Raw genomic sequence first — 18,880 nt, 5'->3', positions numbered from 1 at the left:
GTCATCATCATTGTGGCTGCAACGGGGGTATAGCTCAGTTGGTAGAGCGCTTGCATGGCATGCAAGAGGTCAGCGGTTCGATCCCGCTTACCTCCACCAGATTTAAAAGACCGCACACGCGGTCTTTATTCATTGGTTTGTTGCGGCTATATTTGATCAGGTGTTCCCAGTCCAACAATCGGTATAGAATGGACGCATTCTTCATTAGCCGGCATAGCTCAGTTGGTAGAGCAGCGCACTCGTAACGCGAAGGTCGTAGGTTCGATTCCTATTGCCGGCACCAATTAATCTCTTATTTTTAGTAACTTAAATTTATTTTTCGATAAATTTGCGACGAATGATTTCGAAAAGCCATTTTATTGATGTATTTTATGCATCAATAAAAGGTAAAAACATTATGGCAACTTTCGCAAAACGCGGTAATCGCATCATGGTTCAAAAGCATGATCTTCATTTATCTTATTGCAGTTGATTTCCTTAGACTAGGGTTGAGCTAAACACAGACCTTCAGCTGCGTGCGGGAGCAAGACGGCGTTGTTAAATGAGTAGGGGACGCTGATGTATTGTTCAATGGGTTGCCTGAAATTAATGACCCTATTGACGATCAATCAAGATGAAAATCTGATCGCGGTTTCTGTTTGGGTGAGCTGAAGTCATATGATTTAAGGGTTTTAAACCAACCTCATGATTGTTTGCCATATTCTCATTGGTAAGGTGATGAATAATCGATGTGTATACTCAGCATGGAACAATGAACATTTTAAAATCCCTCTGGTTTTTAAACCAGAAGGATTTGGGTTGATGCTACTGACCATGGGCATGATGCTGCTGGAGGCGATGAGGTATGCGTTAACCCACAACCACCAATTTTTGGTTCACAAATTCTTTGATGCCCAAATCACTTAATTCACGGCCAAAGCCAGAGCGTTTCACGCCGCCAAAAGGCAGTTCGGCCACGGAATCACCGCTTCGGTTGATGAAAACCATGCCGGTTTCAATGCGTGAGGCCATGTTTTTGGCGCGTTCCACGTTGCCTGAATAAATGGTGCCACCCAAGCCGTAATGTGAATCGTTGGCTAATGCCACAGCTTCATCGTCATCGGCTACTACATACAATTGCGCCACTGGGCCGAAAAATTCCTCGAAATAAGCAGGGTTGTTGCGCGAGATGTCGGTGAGAATGGTGGGGGTAAAAAAATTGCCTTCGGCAGGGGTATTACCACATAAAACACGAGCGCCGTGGGTGATGGCTCGATCCAGTTGCTGCTGCAAATCACTTTTTGCTTTGGCGGAAGACAAGGGTGCCAACGTGGTATGCTCATCCAACGGATCGCCCATAATCACAGATTGAAAGGCAGAAATGATGAGGCTTTTAAATTTTTCTGCCACAGCTTGGTGTACGATATAACGTTTGGAAGCCGTGCACACTTGGCCTGCATTGTATAAACGACCACCCACTGCAGCGGCAGCGGCATTAGGCAGGTCTGCATCATCCAATACCACAAAAACGTCATTGCCACCCAGTTCCATGGTCGCTTTTTTCAGTTTGGATCCGGCCTCTCCAGCCACGATGCTGCCTGCATGCTCTGATCCCGTTAATGCGACACCGCGCACGCGATCATCGCCAATAATGGTGGCGATTTGTGCGGGTGTGACATACAAATTTGCATAAGCGCCCACGGGTGCGCCAGTTTCACCTAGCATGTCTTCCATCATTTGGGCGCATTGAGGAACATTACTGGCGTGTTTTGCCAATACAGGATTGCCAATGGCAATAGCGGGTGCGACCACGCGGATCAATTGGTATAGGGGAAAATTCCAGGGTTCCACAGCCAAGATAACCCCGATGGGGTGATGTTCCACCCATGCTTTGCCCAGCACGTCAGGATAAGGAACGGGTTTCAGAAAATGGGCAGCATGTTCGGCATAATAGCGCGCGATATCGACGCAACATGCCACTTCACCCACGGCCTCAGATAATAATTTACCCATTTCAATGCTGATGGTGCGCGCCACTTCTGCTTTGCGTTGGTGCATGATGTCTGCCAAACGATTTAAGCAGGCCAGTCGTTCTGGCATATTGGCGGGGTCGCGCCACAAGGATTGATACAGTGCATCGGCTTCGCTGATTTTTTGTGCTACTTCATCATCGCTGTGATTGGCAAAGGTGTGCAGGGTTTCTTGCGTATAGGGGTTGATGGTTTGATAGGCCATGTATGTCTCCTGATGAAGTGTTTTATATTTGTCGTTGATTGTAGGGATAAAATAAGGCTTTGACTAGCATCTACTCAACTTAGGCTGCCTGAAAAAAGCGCTGCTTTGATGACCAAAGCAGCGCCTAATCTTGTATTTCAATGATTCAATGGATTGAGTTGATGTGATGCTGGCTATAACCAGACCACCAATTTCACAATCCATGGCCCAACCAAAACCATAAATAAACCTGCCAACACCATGGTTAAGCTTGCCACCACCCCTTCGTCGTCATGGCGCTGCGTGGCGCGTGAAGTACCAAACCCATGAGCGGCATTACCGAAAGCAGCACCATTGGCTAAGTGGAATTTGCAACGGCTCAAGGTCAAAACCAAATCGCCTAGCAACATACCTGCTAAGCCTGTGAGAATGGTGAATAAAGACACCAACGTGGAGGAACCATGAATTTCGTCTGAGAGTTCGATAGCAAAAGGCGTTGAAATAGAGCGCGCCATCAGGCTATTGGTCACTTCTGAATTGAAATGGAATAATTGCGCTAAAATATAAGCGCTCCCAACCCCACAAACATGCCCACTACAATGGCCAGACCCAAAATCACGATCTGGCGCTTGATCACTTCGCGGTATTCGTAGATAGGGATGGCGAATGCCACCGTGGCGGGCCCCAGTAAAGCCACAATCCAACGCGTATATTCATGGTATTGCTGGTAGCTGATGCCCAGAATCAACATCAGTGCGATGGTGACCACGGGTACCGTAATGGCTGGTGAGAGCAACATAATGGGCTTGGCACGATATAATTTTTTAGCGGCTAGATAGGCCACCAAAGTCCAAATCAAGCAAACCAATGCAACCGTGTTCATGATACGTTCTTTCTTTATTATCTCTTGATGTGTGTGGTTTAGGCGTGTCGACGTTTAATCATCATGCGCCGGATTCGGTAACAATATTTCAAGGTCAGCGCCGTACTCATCATGACCAATATGGTGCCGATAACAATACTCAACACCAATTGCCAACCCTGAGTCATGAATAAATCCTTGTATTGCACCACGGCCACAATAATGGGCAGGAAAAAAAACAACAATTCACCCAAGATGAAATGCGCACCAGCTTCGACTTGTGGCAATTTCAAAAGGCCGGTTCCCAATAAAATCAGCATCAAAAATAAGCCAATTACCCCAGATGATAAAGGAATGTGGGTGAGATTAACGATACCAATGGAAACCAACCAAACCACAGCAATGACTGCAATTTGCTGACATATGCGCATCCATTTTTGGGTACGGCTAACCAAAGATGCAGACATCTCATAAACCTCAAATGGAATAGGGAATTAAGTATTCTAGATAAAAAAATTAGGCATAATATGAATTATTTGATTATTATTATTCCTAAATTAAATAATTTGGATGTGCATGGACTTCAAAGCACTACACCTGTGGGTTGAATTAGTCGATTGCGGCAGTTTTTCAGCCGCCGCCGAAAAATTGTCGGTATCACAATCCACGGTAAGCAAAATCATTCAGGCCTTAGAAGATGAATTGGGTGTGGCGTTGCTACAAAAAGGTCAGGCTGGGCGTAAGCGATTGGTGCTGCCTACAGAAATTGGTCAAATGGTTTATGAGCGTGCGCGTCATATTGTGCAGCAGGTGGGTTTGTTGCAAGAAGACGTGGTCGATTATCAGAACCATAAAATCGGTACCTTGCGCATAGGCATTTCGTTGCTGGGGAGCCGATTGTTGACGCCTGCTTTTTTTGAATTCCATCAGCGTTGGCCTGGCATTGAGCTGGCATTTTTAGAAGAAGGGGCGCACACCATTGAAAAAGCCTTATTGGCCAATCAATTGGATGCGGGCAGATACTGGAGCCAGTCAGTACTGATTTTGACAGCATTAGTTTGTGTAGCTATCCCTTGATGGTGTTGATGCGCCGAGAAAATTTACCCGCTACCACTACAGCATTGAGTATGCGCAGTTTGCGCGACGAGTCTTTTATTCTGTTTACGGAAAATTTTGTGCTGTATGACTGGATCATGGATGCGTGTCATATCCATGGTTTTACGCCTAATGTGGTGTGCCGAACCAGCCAGTGGGATTTATTGCGTGATATGGTGGCACAGCAGTTGGGTATTGCGCTTTTGCCAAAATACTATACCGATGAATTTGATCCGTCGGTTTTTGTGGCCGTACCGTTAGTGGAGCCTGAAATCCATTGGCGGTTGGCATTGGCTTGGCCAAAGCACAAGCGCCTGACGCCAGCGCTGAAAGCATGGCTAACGGTAGTGAGGCAGAAATTTCCCGTTGGATAAATAAGTTAAGATGCTGGGGTGACGGGCTGTTCGCTAAATTGTTTGTTTCAATCAATCGACAAAAAAAGTCGCCCCACGAGGGGGCGCAAAAAGGAACACAAACCACTACCAAAACTTTATTTACCTGCTTGCTTGTGACTTTAGGCAGCCACAGGCAAGTGCAAAATCTCTGTTAAATCTTGTGCCGTTAACGGCACATCGTTTTCTCCATTGCGACTGATGCGACCAAACTGGGGTTGTAACTGCAACAAACAACGTGGTACGCAATCTGGGTCGCCGCTGAATACCTGCCGCAATGCCGCCCATGCTTGTTTGTATATGCATTCTTGCTGGCCCACTGCTTGTAAACAACCTATCCAGCTTAAGTGACAATTTTGTGCGCAGTCAGGATGGCTTAATAGCAAAATTCCCGTGTTATGGTCAGACAAACTTTCACTGATGGGTACCAAGTTGTCTGTCCATAAGCAATAAGTGTTGCCTACATGTACACAATGCACCGGGACTACTTCGGGAGGTGCTTCTCCATCTTGGGTGGCAATCCAAGCCAAGCTGCGTTGATGTAGTGACAGCACAGCTTGAGCCAGTTGCTGTAATAGCGGCATCGGCATGGTGTCTCTCCCGTGTTTTCAAGCGTTGGATGTATCATAAGGGCAAATGCACTTATTTGCAAATGATAACCATTATTATTTATATTAAATTAATTAATTTATTGAATTTAAAAATAATTTATTTTATTGATGGCGCGGAGTATTGCTCAATAAGAGTCGAGCAGCGCATATATGGCGCTGACCTATGCCGTGCGTAGGGCGCCAATATTTAGTATCATGAACATTTATTGTTCAGGCAGCCTTTTGCCACACATGATTGAGCCATGAAACGCCAAATTATTCTTGATACTGAAACCACCGGATTGTACCCCGATCAAGGTGACCGTCTAATTGAATTTGCTGGAGTGGAGATGATTGATCGCCGCTTTACTGGCAATAATTTGCACTTATACGTCAATCCGGAGCGTGATATCGCTGAAGAGGCTGTAGCGGTACATGGAATTACTTTAGATAAATTAACCGAAATGAATGCACCATTGTTTGCCCGTGTGGGTGGACAGATTGCTGATTTTTTACGTGATGCCGAATTGGTTATCCACAATGCCCCATTTGATGTGGGTTTTCTGAACATGGAATTTGGGCGCATGGGTTTGCCTTCAATTACCAATGTGGCGGCGAATGTGGTAGATACGCTGAAAATGGCGCGCGAAATGTACCCGGGCCAGAAAAATTCGCTTGATGCATTGTGTACTCGGTTGGATGTGGATCGCAGTAAACGGGTATTGCACGGCGCATTGATTGACTGTGAATTGCTGGGTGAAGTGTATCTGGCGATGACACGTAATCAATTCAGTTTGGTGGATGAATTGATGGGGACATCCGATTCGAGCATTTTGTCTGCGGATGGCCAGCGCAGTGCGCCTTTGGTTGGTCATCCGCCATTGCTTGTGGTAGCCCCCTCTGCCGATGATATGGCAGCACATGAGGCCTATCTAACTGATTTGGATAAGATAGTGGAAGGCGCCTGTGTTTGGCGAGGTACTGGGCGCCATGAAGGAGCGGAGCACACTTCGTGAGTAAACGATTTGTGGTGCTGATTCCTGCCGGGGGCGTGGGCGCTAGGTTTGGCGGTACGCAGCCCAAACAATACACAATGCTATGTGGGCAAACGGTTTTACAGCACACGGTTGCGCGATTTTTGGCGGTTCCTGAAGTCGCCCACATTGGGGTGGTGGTTGCGCCATCTGACCACTGTATCGATCAAGTTTATGCGCCGCATGGGCTGCCTGAAAAAGTGAGGATATGGCGTTGTGGTGGGGAAACGCGTGCAGAGAGCGTACGCAATGGCTTGGCCCAAATAATGAATGAGGATATTGCGTGCGCTTCAGACTGGGTGCTTGTACACGATGCGGCACGGTGTTGTGTTCCCCTTGACGCGATTCAGCGTTTATTGGCTGAGGCTGGCCACCATCCTGTGGGTGGTTTGTTGGCCGTGCCGATGGCCGATACTGTCAAGAAAGCTGATATCAGTGGACAAGTCTGTGCCACTATAGACCGTAGTGGATTGTGGCAGGCACAAACGCCACAAATGTTTCGAGCGGGATTGTTGCAACAAGCGCTTAATAGAGTGGATATATCGATGGTGACGGATGAGTCGTCAGCCATAGAGGCGCTGGGTAAATGGCCTTTGTTGGTGGAGGGTGATGTACGCAACATCAAATTGACGCGGCCATCCGATGCAGTTTTGGCTGAATTACTGTTAATGCAAGAGCAAAAAATATGAATATACGCATAGGACAAGGCTATGATGTACATGCCTTGGTGGCAGGACGGCCGCTGATTCTAGGGGGAGTACACATCCCGTTTGAAAAAGGGCTCTTGGGCCACTCGGATGCTGATGCGTTGCTGCATGCCATTACCGATGCCTTATTGGGTGCGGCGGCGTTGGGCGATATTGGCACATGGTATCCCGATACTGCTGAAATCAATAAAGATGCCAATAGCCGCGTGCTGTTGCGTGATGCTTATCAAAGAGTTCAGGCAGCCGGTTGGCAGGTCATTAATGTCGACAGCACATTGGTTGCCCAGCGCCCTAAATTGCGTCCCTATATTGATGACATGCGCCGCCACATCGCTGCTGATTTGGGGTTGGCGCTGGAAGTGGTGAATATTAAAGGCAAAACCAATGAAAAGCTGGGCTATTTGGGCCGAGAAGAAGCCATAGAAGCACAAGCAGTGGTGTTGTTACAGGCGATTGATGATGCTATTCCATAACCGCTGCGAGTATCCATGTAACGGCCACATCCATTCTAGAGCAAACACATTAAAAGGTAGATTATGGCAACGCAAAATGAATTGAAGCGCTTGGCGGCGCAAAAGGCGACCCAATGGGTGCCCGAGGGTGAATATATTGGTGTGGGCACAGGCTCTACAGTGCAGTTTTTCATCGAGGCATTGGCCCAAAGCGGCAAGCAGATTAAAGGCGCGGTATCCACTTCACATGGCACCAGTGAAGCGCTCAAGCGGTTTGGTATCCCTGAAATACTTTTGAGTGAAGTGCACGGATTATCGGTGTATGTGGATGGCGCTGATGAAGTGAATCATTTATTGCAAATGATTAAAGGTGGTGGTGGGGCCTTATTGAATGAAAAAATTGTCGCTTCTGCGGCCGAACAATTTATTTGCATTGCTGATGAAAGCAAATATGTGGCGCGCCTGGGACGGTTCCCTTTACCAGTGGAAGTGATCCCCAATGCCCGCTCACTGGTGGCTCGTCAGATGGTTAAATTGGGTGGCCAACCTGATTTGCGTCTCAACTTTACTTCTGATAATGGTCACCAAATCTTGGATGTGAGCGGTTTGTTGATTGATGAACCCATTAAAATGGAAGACACCATTAATGCCATTCCCGGTGTGGTTGATAATGGTTTGTTTGCTCACCGGCCTGCTGATTTGTTGGTATTGGCTCGACAAGGTGGCGTTGAAATATTGCGTGCCCAAGTGTGATGCTATTTCAGGCTGCCTGAACCTAAATAATGTAGGTGATTGATGATTCAATTGGCCGTGCGCTGCGCGGCCAATTGCTTTAATTGAAGTGAACAAATGAATGCAATCCTGAAAGTGACGCTGTATTGTGTGGTGATATGGGCAGTGGGGTGGAATGCCCCATTGACCCGTGTGCTGGCGACACCAATACTGCCCGATGCAGCAGTTTGGGGGCGGCAGATAAACGGCGTTGAACAGTCAGTTTTGATTGCTGAGCCACCAACATGGGCTCATCGCCGCATGGCTTATGATGCTGTGGTGCTGTCCGTACACGATGGCGACACGGTGCGCGTCCGAGATGCGCATGGCGGCATCCACAAAATTCGATTGGCCAATATTGATGCGCCAGAATTAACCCAGCAAAATGGTCAGGCCAGTGCTCATGCATTGCGACAGTGGCTGTTGGGCAAAACCGTGGTGGTGAATTTGCTTGGGCATGATCGCTATCGGCGTGAAGTGGCACAGTTGACTTATAAGCATCAAGACGTCAATGCTTGGCTGGTCGCGCAAGGATGGGCTTGGCATTATGTTTCTTTGGCCAAAAAACAGCAAAACCAGATTGAATTTGCTCATTACCAAAAGGCCGAAGGCCAAGCCCGGCAGCAGCGATTGGGCGTGTGGAATGCGCGCAATCCTTTGCCCCCATGGCAATTTCGTCGGCTCAATAACCCTAATAATCGTTAACTATAACCATGAACGCACAAAAACGCGCTGAGATTTTTGCTCGCTTTCAGGCAGCCAATCCCCACCCAACTACCGAGTTGGTGTATCACAATCCATTTGAGCTGCTGATTGCTGTGTTGCTTTCCGCGCAAGCAACCGATGTGTCTGTAAATAAATGCACGCGGTTATTGTTTGCTGCTGCGCCGACACCTCAAGCCATGTTGGATTTGGGTTTGGATGAGGTGATGGGCTACATCAAAACCATTGGTTTATACAAAACCAAAGCCAAACATGTGTTGGCTACCTGCCATATTCTGGTGACTCAATATGATGGGCTTGTGCCACGTACGCGCGAGGCTTTGGAGTCGCTACCGGGTGTGGGTCGAAAAACCGCCAATGTGGTACTCAATACGGCATTTGGTGAGCCTACGATTGCCGTCGACACACATATTTTTCGAGTGTGCAATCGTACTGGTTTGGCACCAGGAAAAACTGTGCGTGACGTCGAAGATAAACTGGTGAAAGTGGTGCCCAAGCCCTATTTGCTCAACGCGCACCATTGGTTGATTTTGCATGGGCGTTATGTGTGCAAGGCAAGAAAGCCATTGTGTGACGAGTGTTTGATACGTGATTTGTGTGACTATCCCGCAAAAAATTGGCAATCGTGATCTATTTTTCATGATTAGGAACAATGGCTTTTTTGTGGTCGTGACTTGGTTTTAATCTGTACCAGCTTGAATGATTTGTTTAGAATGACGGACACTTATGTCCGAGATAAACTTGGACAAACGCGTCAATGGAGTAGAGAGTTCTATGCGCATCAATCAGAAATTTATGGTGACAGGCTTGCTGGCGGCTGCGTTGGTTTTGGGCGGTTGTGACAAAATTCACCAATGGTTTGGCAAAGATAAAGAAGACCAGGGGTTTGTGCAAAAGATGGAAGGTACCAAAGATGGCAAAGTGGCCATGTTGCTGCCTGACTTTACGCAACTGGTCGAGCAAGAAGGCCCTGCAGTGGTGAATATTCAAGCTTCACGCAGTGAAGTGAATGAAAATAGTACACCAGACACCGGTGCTGATCAAAACCAAGGTGCCAATACTGACCCGTTTTATGAATATTTCAAACGATTATTGCCGAATGTGCCTTCCACACCGCAAGATCCGGAAGATGAATACAATTTCGGTTCTGGTTTTCTTATCAGCAAAGATGGTTACATTTTGACCAACACCCACGTGGTGGGGGGCATGAATAACATCAAGGTGCTGCTCAACGATAAGCGCGAATTCAAGGCCAAATTGATTGGCTCTGATGCTCAGTCGGACGTAGCCCTGTTAAAAATCGATGCAGATAATTTGCCCGTGGTTCATGTTGGTAGTCCGAAAGAGCTGAAGGTGGGTGAGTGGGTGGCGGCTATAGGCGCACCATTTGGTTTTGATAACAGTGTAACTGCTGGGATTGTTTCGGCAAAAGGCCGCAGCCTCCCTAATGAAAATTACACCCCATTTATTCAGACTGATGTTGCCATCAACCCCGGTAATTCCGGCGGGCCTTTGTTTAATTTAAAAGGCCAGGTAGTGGGTATCAATTCGCAAATATACAGCCGTAGCGGCGGCTTTATGGGTATCTCTTTCGCGATTCCGATTGATGTGGCCATGAGCGTGGCCGAGCAGTTGAAAACCACTGGTAAAGTGCAACGTGGGCGTTTGGGTGTGGTGATTCAGGAAGTGAATTATGATTTGGCCAAGTCTTTTGGTTTGAGCAAAGCCAATGGTGCGTTGGTATCGCAAGTGATTCCAGGTGGTCCTGCCGCCAAGGCGGGCTTGCAGCCAGGGGATATTGTGCAAAGTGTGAATGGCGAAGAGGTGGATAATTCCAGTGATTTGCCGGTTATGGTGGGCTTACTGCCCCCAGGTAAAGAGATTACCTTGGGCATTTGGCGCAAAGGCAAGCAAGAAAGCATTAAGGTATTGCTCGATACCATGAACAATGACACTGCTGCCGATACCAATAAAAGTGAAGGTGGCAATGAGATTCAAGGCAGCAGCTTCAATGTGGGTAATTTAGGCTTGGGATTGCAACCCAGCCAAGAAGGCTTGCTGGTGGTACAGGCGGAAGGCCTTTCTGCCCAAGCTGGGGTGCGCCGTGGTGATGTCATTATGGCATTGGGGCAACAGAATGTGCGTGATGAGTCTAGTTTCTCACAAGCATTGACTTCTTCAGGGAAGAATATTCCGTTGCTGGTTAAACGCGGTAGCAGTACCTTATTCTTGGCGCTGGCGCTGCCTTAAATGTGCTGTTGGGGCTTGATTTGGTTGCCTGTACAAGCAGGGTACATCGATTTTAATGGGAAACAGACATAAAAATGGACGCAATTGGTTTGCCGCGTGGTCCAGTCATGGCGGACGTGGCTGGTTTTGAATTGACAGAAGAAGAGCGGGTGCGTTTGTGTGATCCCGCGGTGGGTGGGGTGATTTTATTTCGCCGTAATTACCAATCGCGTGACCAAATTTCGCGATTAGTAGCCGACATTAAAGCATTAAGGCAGCCTACGCTGGTGGTGGCCGTGGATCATGAGGCGGGCGGGTGCAGCGCTTTATTCAGGAATTTACGCGCTTGCCGGCCATGCATGTATTGGGTGAAATCTGGGATATGGATGGTGAAGATCGCGCCAAAGCATTGGCGCGACAGGCAGGCTGGGTACTGGCCACAGAATTGCGTGCGTGTGGTATTGATTTGTCATTTACGCCAGTATTGGATTTGGACTGGGGGGATTGTGCGGTGATTGGCAATCGCAGCTTTCATCGGCAACCTGCCATTGTGGCTGCATTGGCTTTGGCCGTGCAACAAGGCCTGCACCGTGGCGGTATGAAAGCTTGTGGCAAACATTTTCCCGGTCATGGTCATGTATCGGGAGACAGTCATATGACCTTACCCGAAGATAACCGTAGTTGGGATGAGTTGTGGGATAACGATCTTCAGCCGTTTAAGGATTTGATTGATGCTGGTATGGCGGCGGTGATGCCAGCACATGTTATTTACCCACAAATTGATGCACACGAACCTGCAGGGTATTCCAAAATTTGGTTAAAAGACGTACTGCGTGAGCGATTGGGTTTTGACGGTGTGATTTTCTCTGATGACTTGACCATGGAAGGTGCCAGCATGGCGGGCGACATTCTGGCACGAGCAGAGCGGTCATTCACGGCGGGTTGTGATATCGTGCTGGTGTGCAACAAACCCGATTGGGTAGACGCGTTGGTAGCTGATTTGGCTTGGCATCCCACTGCATTATTGGCGCAGCGTTGGCAAATGATTGCGGGGCAAGGAGAGCCCAACGATTTTGTGCGCATGATGGAGACGCCTGAATTTCAAGCTGCCCAGCAGGTGGTATCGCAATTGGCCACACCCAAGGATGTTTGTGGCGGAGTTAAAGTCGGAGAAGCATTTTGAGTCCATGGTTTTTTCAGGCAGCCTAAGTCTGCCTAAACTGCATTCAACCGCCGAATGGTTATTATCATCGGCGGTTTTTTGTGGCTTGATCAATGGATTGGCTTGTGTGATGATTGTCATTGCGGACAGTATAAAAAGAGAGATGAGATGCACCGCTTGATGGTTTTCGGTATGGTGTGATTGTGCTTGCGTGGGATTGCGACTGTGCAGAAACGCAGTAGATACAGTTTTCACGCGTGACGCAATACATGCAACAACAGCAGCCAATCAATAACTCGTTACTGAATGGTATTTCGGTGCAGGTCACCCCGTATCCAATGCCATAATGGTTAAGGATATCTGAGATGAACGCAAGTCCTTTAATGGTGGCCATTGCGCACGAACCAACCACGATATTGGTTCGATTGCGGTGAATTCGACCATCCAGCGGTGGTTGCCGCTGCTTTGTGAAAAGCTTTGCAGCAGGCACATGCCACAAAGACAGTAACGGTGTATTCATTGACCCCACAAGATGAGGATTGGATTCAGGCAGCGGTGGATAAGAACATAGCCGTCGTGTTTGCGCCGTATTTTTAATTGGGTTTTCGATTTCCATAACGGGATAGGCAATAACCATTTTCCTATTTTCTAAATCGAATATTTATTTTTTGCATACACAAATTAAAGAAAATAAACGAACAATATAGGAATATTTATTTTTCTAAAGTGAAAATTTTAAAAAGAAGGCGTATTATAGTGTTTATATAAACACATAAAACAACATCAAGAGGAAACCAATATGGCTAGGACAATCGCGGATTTACTGGTGGATACGTTGGTTAATGCTGGCGTGCAGCGGATATGGGGCATTACCGGTGATAGCTTAAATGGCATTAACGATAGTTTGCGGCGCAACGGTAAAATTGAATGGATGCACGTGCGCCATGAGGAAACTGCCGCTTTTGCCGCTGGTGCAGAAGCCGCGGTCACGGGTAAGATGGCAGTCTGTGCTGGTAGTTGTGGGCCTGGTAATTTGCATTTAATCAATGGGTTATTTGATTGCCAGCGTAACCATGTACCGGTATTGGCGATTGCGTCACACATTCCTTCATCTGAAATTGGTTTGGGCTATTTCCAAGAAACCCATCCACAAGAATTGTTTCGCGAATGTAGCGATTTTGTGGAGTTGGTGTCTAATCCACAGCAAATGCCGGAAATTTTATTCCGAGCCATGAATGTGGCTGTGGGCCAGCGTGGTGTAGCGGTTTTGGTGATCCCAGGGGATGTATCATTGTCCGAAATACCTGCGGATACGGCGGATCAATGGACAGCACCCGTATTACCTCACGTGCTGCCTAATGCTGAAGAAATCAACAAACTGGCCTCTGCTTTGAATGAATCGAAGGCCATTACTATTTTAGCTGGTTCTGGCTGTGCAGGTGCGCACGATGAAGTTGTGGCTTTGGCACAAAAACTCAAAGCCCCTGTGGTGCATGCTTTGCGTGGGAAGGAATGGGTAGAGTGGGATAATCCAAATGATGTGGGGATGACAGGGTTGATTGGTTTTTCTTCCGGCTACCATGCCATGCTCAACAGCGATACTCTGTTGATGCTGGGCACCGATTTCCCATATCGCCCGTTTTATCCTGAAAAAGCCAAAGTATTCCAAGTGGACATCAATGCCGCCAATTTAGGCAAACGTGTGCCATTGACGCAAGGCATTATTGGCGGTGTAAAAGAAACTGCCGCAGCCTTGTTGCCATTGTTGGCCGATAATAAAGATGGTACGTTTTTGGACAATGCCAAAGCGCACTATCAGAAAACCCGCGCCGAATTGGATGATTTGGCCGTGAGTACGCCTGCGGGTAAACCCATTCATCCACAATATGTGGCCAGCCGAATCAGCGCATTGGCTGCTGATGATGCTGTATTCACCGCCGATGTGGGTACGCCAACGGTGTGGGCTGCACGTTATTTGCATATGAATGGAAAACGCCGCTTAATCGGTTCGTTTAACCACGGTTCTATGGCCAATGCATGATGCAAGCTTTGGGTGCGCAAGGCGCGGATACCAAACGGCAAGTGGTGTCATTGTCTGGTGATGGCGGTTTTGCGATGATGATGGGTGAAATCCTGACTGTTAAACAGCTTAATCTGCCAGTGAAGATCGTGATTTTTAATAACAGCACATTGGGGTTTGTGGCGATGGAAATGAAAGCGTCTGGCTATTTGGATCATGCCACCGATTTGCAAAATCCGAATTTTGCAGCGATGGCAGACGCTATCGGTATTAAATCTTTTCGCGTAGAAAAAGCCGAAGACTTGGATGCCGCCTTAACCGAAGCATTGGCGTTTGATGGCCCGGCATTGGTGGATGTGGTTACCGCCAAACAAGAACTGGCGATGCCACCCAAAATCAAATTGGCTCAAGCTAAAGGATTCAGTCTGTTTATGATTAAAGCGATCATGAATGGTCGTGGCGATGAAATCAAAGAATTACTTAAAACCAATCTGCGACGTTGATTTAAGTGGAAAACCAAAGGCTGCCTGAATGCACAGGCAGCCTTTTTTGTGCTCTAAGTGTTTTTTTACATGCCCAATCGATCGCGCAAGCCATACCACCATGAGCCAATCATGGAATAGGGAACGCGCAAAGCTCGGCCGCCGGGGAAGGGTAGCCAAGGGATGGCTTTGAAGCGCTCATATTCGGTGGTATTGCCATGAATGGCATTGGCCAAAATTTGGCCAAACAGATGAGAACCGGTGACGCCATGTCCACTATAGCCGTGGGCAAATTTAATGCGCGGGTGAATTTCCCCCATTTGCGGGACGCGCGAAAAGGAGATGGCGAAATTGCCACTCCACGCATAATCAATGTTGACACCTTGAGTTTGTGGGAACACTTTTTCCATATTGGGGCGGATTTTGGCTTCAATATCAGCAGGATCCGTACCGCCATATACGGTGCCGCCTCCAAAGAGAAGGCGGCCATCTGCGCTGATGCGGTAATAATCTAAAATGTAGCGCACATCTTCCACGCAAGCACCGCCAGGCATCAATTCGTTTGCCAAATCACCCAATGGCTCGGTGGCCACAATTTGGGTTGAGGCTGGCATAACGCGGTCGCGCAGCGTTGGTACTGCTTTGTCTAAGTAAGCATTGCCGCACAACACCACTTGCTGGGCGCGCACGCTGCCTTGGTCGGTGAGCACCAACACATGATCCTGGGCCGGGGTCACTTCAGTGACCAAGGTGTGTTCAAATATTTTTCCGCCGAGTTGAGTGAGGGCACGTGCTTCACCCAACGCGAGATTCAGTGGATGCATGTGTCCGCCTGAATGGTCAATCATGCCACCTAAATAGGCATTGCTATTGATGTATTGTTTGAGCGCAGTGCGGTCAAGTATTTCATGGCTGTCCATGCCGTATTGTGCCCATAATGCTTTTTTATTGCGTAAGCCTTGCATGTGTGCTTCGGTGTGGCCAACATAGATATTGCCATTTTTTAGATCACATTCAATGTGGTAATCGGCAATCACGCGGCGGATGATGTCGTTACCTCGGGTAATCAGGCCGCCTACGAAGGCTGCGGTGTCGGCGCCATATGCTTTCTGAATTTTGTCTAAGCCAGCATTGAGACCATTGACGATTTGACCCCCATTGCGTCCAGATGCGCCCCAGCCTATGCGCGCGCCTTCCAAGAGCACCACTTCATGCCCCAGTTCCAGTAGGTGAATGGCGGTGGATAAGCCGCTGTAGCCGCCGCCGACTACGCAAATTTCAGCAGTCATGTCATTTTGCAACGTGGGGTATTCAGTGTGGTCGTTGCGGCTGGCAGCATAGTAGCTATCGGGATATTGGCCGTTGGAATAAATCGGAATGTGGCGTGGATTGTGATTCATAGCGGCTCCTGAAACGGGAACAAAACAACGCAATGTGCATGCTTTAGCCTATCATTGCTGCTTGAAAACAGAAACAGGCTGCCTGAATATTTCAGGCAGCCTGTTGATTTTTTTAAAAATTAAAAGATTATTGGCTCATGGTGAGCAATAGATGGTTCATGCGTTTAACAAACGCTGCGGGGTTGTCGAGTTTCCCACCTTCTGCCAAAAGTGCCTGCTCATACACCAATTCAGATAAATCGCGGCGTTGTGCTGAATCTTGGGCTTCGGCGATTTTTTGAACCAATAAGTGTTCCGGATTGATTTCCAATGTGGGCTTGCTGTGCGGGATTTGCCCACCGGCGCCAGCGGCTTCCAGCATGCGTGCCAAATGTTGGCTCATGTCGTTTTCACCGACCACCAAACACGCGGGGCTATCGGTAAGACGAGTGGTGGCGCGCACTGCTTCCACTTTGTCGCCCAAATCGGCTTTGATCGCTTCCACCACGGCTTTGCTGGCTTCTTCTATTTTGGTTTGTTCTGCTTTGTCTGCCTCATCAGCCAAATCACCCAAATCCAAATCACCCTTAGCCACGCTGATCAGTTTTTTGCCACCAAATTCAAACAAGCTGCCTACTACCCATTCGTCTACGCGATCGGTTAACAGCAATACTTCCACCCCTTTTTTGGCGAAAATTTCCAAGTGTGGGCTGTTTTTGGCAGCAGCATAACTGTCGCCAGTGATGTAATAAATTTTGTCTTGGCCTGCCTTCATACGAGCGATGTAATCAGCGAGCGATACATTTTGTGCATCCGTGTCATTGTGGGTAGAGGCAAATAGGCACAGCCCTGCAATTTTATCTTTATTGGCCACATCCTCCCCGATGCCTTCTTTCAAGCATTGCCAAAGGTTGACCAGAATTCGGTGTATTTTTCCGGTTCGTTTTTCTTGATGTCTTCCAGTAAAGACAAAACTTTTTTGACACTCCCCGCACGAATGGCATCTAAATCTTTGCTTTGTTGCAAAATTTCGCGCGATACATTCAAAGGCAAGTCACTGCTGTCAATAACCCCGCGCACAAAGCGCAAATACAAAGGCATCAGTTTTTTGGCGTCATCCATGATGAACACACGTTTCACAAACAGTTGTACACCATGTTTGGGATCGCGCTCATACAAATCATAAGGTGCGCGTTTGGGAATATAGAGTAAACCGGTATATTCATGGCGGCCTTCTACGCGAAAATGAGTCCACGCCAAGGCATCGTCAAAGTCGTGTGAAACGTGTTTATAAAAGGCCTGATACTGCTCGTCAGTAATTTCATTTTTAGGCCGCAACCACAAGGCTTGAGCTTGGTTGACGATTTCCAATTCATCCACCGGTTTGGGATTGCCTTCGTCGTCGTATTCAGGCGCCTTTTTCATGTAAATGGGCACGGCGATATGGTCACTGTAGGTGGTCACGATGCGGCGCAGTGTCCAATCGGAAAGCAAATCGTGCTCATCTTCTTTGAGGTGCAAAATCACGTTGGTGCCACGCGTACTTTTGCTGATGGGTTCTACTGTGTATTCGCCATCGCCGGCACTCACCCAGCGGACAGCTTCATGTTCAGGCAGCCCAGCTTTGCGGCTCTCTACAGTCACGCTGTCCGCCACCATGAACGCCGAGTAGAAACCCACGCCAAATTGGCCAATTAAATGGGCATCTTTTTGCGCATCACCCGTGAGCTTTTCAAAAAAGGCCTTGGTGCCTGATTTGGCGATGGTACCCAAATGCTCAATGATCTCGGCTTCATTCATGCCGATGCCGTTATCGGACACGGTAATGGTTTTGGCGTCTTGGTTGGCGGTGACGGTGATTTTGAATTCAGTATCGTCGCCCAGCAGTGCTGCGTTATTGAGTGCCTCAAAGCGCAGTTTGTCGCAGGCATCAGCCGCATTGGAAATCAGCTCTCGCAAAAAAATCTCTTTGTTGCTATACAAAGAGTGAATCATCAGTTGCAGTAATTGTTTAACTTCAGTTTGAAATGCATGGGTTTGTTTCATCATGTACCTCTAAAACGGTTTTCAATCAGGGGACAAAATCATTAATTGCTAAACCAGATAAGGGTGGAATGAAGAGTTTCAAGACAAAGTGGCATAAAATTCAGGCAGCTTGGTCATTCAGGCTGCCTGAAACGCCCATGTCGCATGATTTTGGGTTGGTGGGAGAATGCTTGCCAGATTGAACAACAATGCAATAATGTGCGTGGTTTAGACCCAGTTCACCACGCTGAAAATCATGATCAAGGCTTGATATTTCAATGTTTTGGCTTAGGCCTAGTTCACCACGCCGTAAGCGACACCGGCATCTCTATTGCTGAAAAATTCTGGGCTAACGGCATCATTGTCGTCACCAGTTTTTAAAGCCTCGTTGGGTTTACCACCGCTAACAACATCGGGTTTGCAAGCAAGGATGTTCGTGAGCCAAGCAGCCTTGCTTGCTCGGGCTGAGTTTCGATACATGAGGTTGGCGGCTTTGGCTGATCCAGCCTATTTGGGCGCCAATGTCTGTGCGCTCCCTGCATGGATGGATATGGGTTTTGCTTGTTCTTCGATGAGTGGCGGCGCAGGCGCTGAGTGTTGAAAATGCTGGCCTAAACCACCATAAAAAGAAGGCTGAGTAATGCTCTCGAACGGGGCTTTTTTACGTGACAATAAAAAATCAACTAAAGATTGGTTAGGCATCAGGATTGTTGTTGCTGGTTTTTGTAGCAGTGGCGATCAGCATTGGCCTGTCGCTCATGGGT

General features: G+C 47.8%; 18 protein-coding genes, 2 tRNA genes and 3 pseudogenes. 14 read left to right on the top strand and 9 right to left on the bottom strand.

From position 1 onward, the window contains the following. Nucleotides 1-23 precede the first annotated feature (23 nt). Nucleotides 24-99 (top strand) — tRNA-Ala (locus A2F46_RS04590). 108 nt (nt 100-207) lie between these two features. Next, a tRNA-Thr gene (locus A2F46_RS04585) sits at nt 208-283 on the top strand. Between the two features lie 566 nt (nt 284-849). On the opposite strand, the gene A2F46_RS04580 is transcribed toward A2F46_RS04585, so the two are convergent. From A2F46_RS04580 to A2F46_RS04570, 3 genes and pseudogenes are all read right to left on the bottom strand, one after another. Next, complete coding sequence (locus A2F46_RS04580) at nt 850-2,214, bottom strand: NAD-dependent succinate-semialdehyde dehydrogenase (RefSeq protein ID WP_066567302.1); 1,365 nt, start codon at nt 2,212-2,214, stop codon at nt 850-852. A gap of 173 nt (nt 2,215-2,387) precedes the next feature. Continuing rightward, a pseudogene (locus A2F46_RS04575) lies at nt 2,388-2,992 on the bottom strand (LrgB family protein). 122 nt (nt 2,993-3,114) lie between these two features. Continuing rightward, the gene (locus A2F46_RS04570) at nt 3,115-3,522 is read right to left on the bottom strand and encodes a CidA/LrgA family protein (protein ID WP_066567300.1); all 408 of its coding nucleotides are present in this window, start codon (nt 3,520-3,522) and stop codon (nt 3,115-3,117) included. Between the two features lie 109 nt (nt 3,523-3,631). Here A2F46_RS04570 and A2F46_RS13210 point away from each other — a divergent pair, with 109 nt between their 5' ends. After that, complete coding sequence (locus A2F46_RS13210; RefSeq protein WP_255358749.1) at nt 3,632-4,132, top strand: LysR family transcriptional regulator; 501 nt, start codon at nt 3,632-3,634, stop codon at nt 4,130-4,132. After that, on the top strand, nt 4,114-4,524 hold the full coding sequence (locus tag A2F46_RS13205; RefSeq protein WP_255358748.1) for a LysR substrate-binding domain-containing protein: 411 nt from the start codon (nt 4,114-4,116) through the stop codon (nt 4,522-4,524). Before A2F46_RS13210 ends, A2F46_RS13205 begins: the two co-directional genes overlap by 19 nt. Before the next feature lie 140 nt (nt 4,525-4,664). Here A2F46_RS13205 and A2F46_RS04560 read toward each other — a convergent pair whose 3' ends face one another. Then, a complete protein-coding gene (locus tag A2F46_RS04560; protein ID WP_066567298.1) occupies nt 4,665-5,132 on the bottom strand; it encodes a hypothetical protein in 468 nt (155 codons plus the stop codon). A 263-nt stretch (nt 5,133-5,395) separates the two neighbouring features. Here A2F46_RS04560 and dnaQ point away from each other — a divergent pair, with 263 nt between their 5' ends. The 8 genes and pseudogenes from dnaQ (at nt 5,396) to nagZ (ending at nt 12,231) form a co-directional block, all read left to right on the top strand. Then, nucleotides 5,396-6,148, top strand: a complete 753-nt coding sequence (gene dnaQ / locus A2F46_RS04555; RefSeq protein ID WP_066567296.1) for a DNA polymerase III subunit epsilon — start codon at nt 5,396-5,398, stop codon at nt 6,146-6,148. Continuing rightward, nucleotides 6,145-6,855, top strand: coding sequence for a 2-C-methyl-D-erythritol 4-phosphate cytidylyltransferase (gene ispD, locus A2F46_RS04550; RefSeq protein WP_066567293.1), 711 nt, complete (start codon nt 6,145-6,147; stop codon nt 6,853-6,855). The genes dnaQ and ispD overlap by 4 nt, the downstream gene beginning before the upstream one ends. Then, a complete protein-coding gene (gene ispF, locus A2F46_RS04545) occupies nt 6,852-7,346 on the top strand; it encodes a 2-C-methyl-D-erythritol 2,4-cyclodiphosphate synthase (protein WP_066567291.1) in 495 nt (164 codons plus the stop codon). The genes ispD and ispF overlap by 4 nt, the downstream gene beginning before the upstream one ends. A gap of 63 nt (nt 7,347-7,409) precedes the next feature. Beyond that, nucleotides 7,410-8,078, top strand: a complete 669-nt coding sequence (rpiA, locus tag A2F46_RS04540) for a ribose-5-phosphate isomerase RpiA (protein ID WP_066567289.1) — start codon at nt 7,410-7,412, stop codon at nt 8,076-8,078. Between the two features lie 96 nt (nt 8,079-8,174). Continuing rightward, nucleotides 8,175-8,801: a thermonuclease family protein gene (locus tag A2F46_RS04535; protein WP_066567286.1), complete on the top strand. Its 627-nt coding sequence runs from the start codon at nt 8,175-8,177 to the stop codon at nt 8,799-8,801. Between the two features lie 8 nt (nt 8,802-8,809). After that, nucleotides 8,810-9,448, top strand: coding sequence for an endonuclease III (gene nth, locus A2F46_RS04530; RefSeq protein ID WP_066567285.1), 639 nt, complete (start codon nt 8,810-8,812; stop codon nt 9,446-9,448). A 151-nt stretch (nt 9,449-9,599) separates the two neighbouring features. Next, entirely contained in the window at nt 9,600-11,069 is a 1,470-nt protein-coding gene (locus A2F46_RS04525) for a DegQ family serine endoprotease (RefSeq protein ID WP_369796308.1), read from the top strand. 74 nt (nt 11,070-11,143) lie between these two features. Next, a pseudogene (gene nagZ / locus A2F46_RS04520) lies at nt 11,144-12,231 on the top strand (beta-N-acetylhexosaminidase). Between the two features lie 64 nt (nt 12,232-12,295). Here the strand turns inward: nagZ and A2F46_RS12480 are convergent. Continuing rightward, nucleotides 12,296-12,847 (bottom strand): hypothetical protein, encoded by a 552-nt coding sequence (locus A2F46_RS12480; protein WP_197457560.1) that lies wholly within the window; start codon nt 12,845-12,847, stop codon nt 12,296-12,298. A 162-nt stretch (nt 12,848-13,009) separates the two neighbouring features. On the opposite strand from A2F46_RS12480, the gene A2F46_RS04515 reads away from it, so the two are divergent. Continuing rightward, the gene (locus A2F46_RS04515) at nt 13,010-14,251 is read left to right on the top strand and encodes a thiamine pyrophosphate-binding protein (RefSeq protein ID WP_231867704.1); all 1,242 of its coding nucleotides are present in this window, start codon (nt 13,010-13,012) and stop codon (nt 14,249-14,251) included. After that, a complete protein-coding gene (locus A2F46_RS12910; RefSeq protein WP_231867703.1) occupies nt 14,248-14,733 on the top strand; it encodes a thiamine pyrophosphate-dependent enzyme in 486 nt (161 codons plus the stop codon). Before A2F46_RS04515 ends, A2F46_RS12910 begins: the two co-directional genes overlap by 4 nt. Before the next feature lie 65 nt (nt 14,734-14,798). On the opposite strand, the gene A2F46_RS04510 is transcribed toward A2F46_RS12910, so the two are convergent. From A2F46_RS04510 to A2F46_RS04495, 4 genes and pseudogenes are all read right to left on the bottom strand, one after another. Then, complete coding sequence (locus A2F46_RS04510) at nt 14,799-16,112, bottom strand: FAD-binding oxidoreductase (protein WP_066567281.1); 1,314 nt, start codon at nt 16,110-16,112, stop codon at nt 14,799-14,801. A gap of 127 nt (nt 16,113-16,239) precedes the next feature. Then, nucleotides 16,240-18,086 (bottom strand): annotated as a pseudogene (htpG, locus tag A2F46_RS04505) (molecular chaperone HtpG). A 324-nt stretch (nt 18,087-18,410) separates the two neighbouring features. Continuing rightward, on the bottom strand, nt 18,411-18,596 hold the full coding sequence (locus tag A2F46_RS12280; protein ID WP_156471558.1) for a hypothetical protein: 186 nt from the start codon (nt 18,594-18,596) through the stop codon (nt 18,411-18,413). A 27-nt stretch (nt 18,597-18,623) separates the two neighbouring features. Beyond that, nucleotides 18,624-18,818, bottom strand: coding sequence for a hypothetical protein (locus A2F46_RS04495; protein ID WP_066567273.1), 195 nt, complete (start codon nt 18,816-18,818; stop codon nt 18,624-18,626). Nucleotides 18,819-18,880: the final 62 nt, after the last annotated feature.

It is taken from the genome of Snodgrassella sp. CFCC 13594 (assembly GCF_001590725.1).
In the GTDB taxonomy this organism is placed as follows: Bacteria; Pseudomonadota; Gammaproteobacteria; order Burkholderiales; family Neisseriaceae; genus Snodgrassella.
Note: the sequence above shows the minus strand (reverse complement) of the source record. Positions and strands in the feature narration are given on the sequence as shown.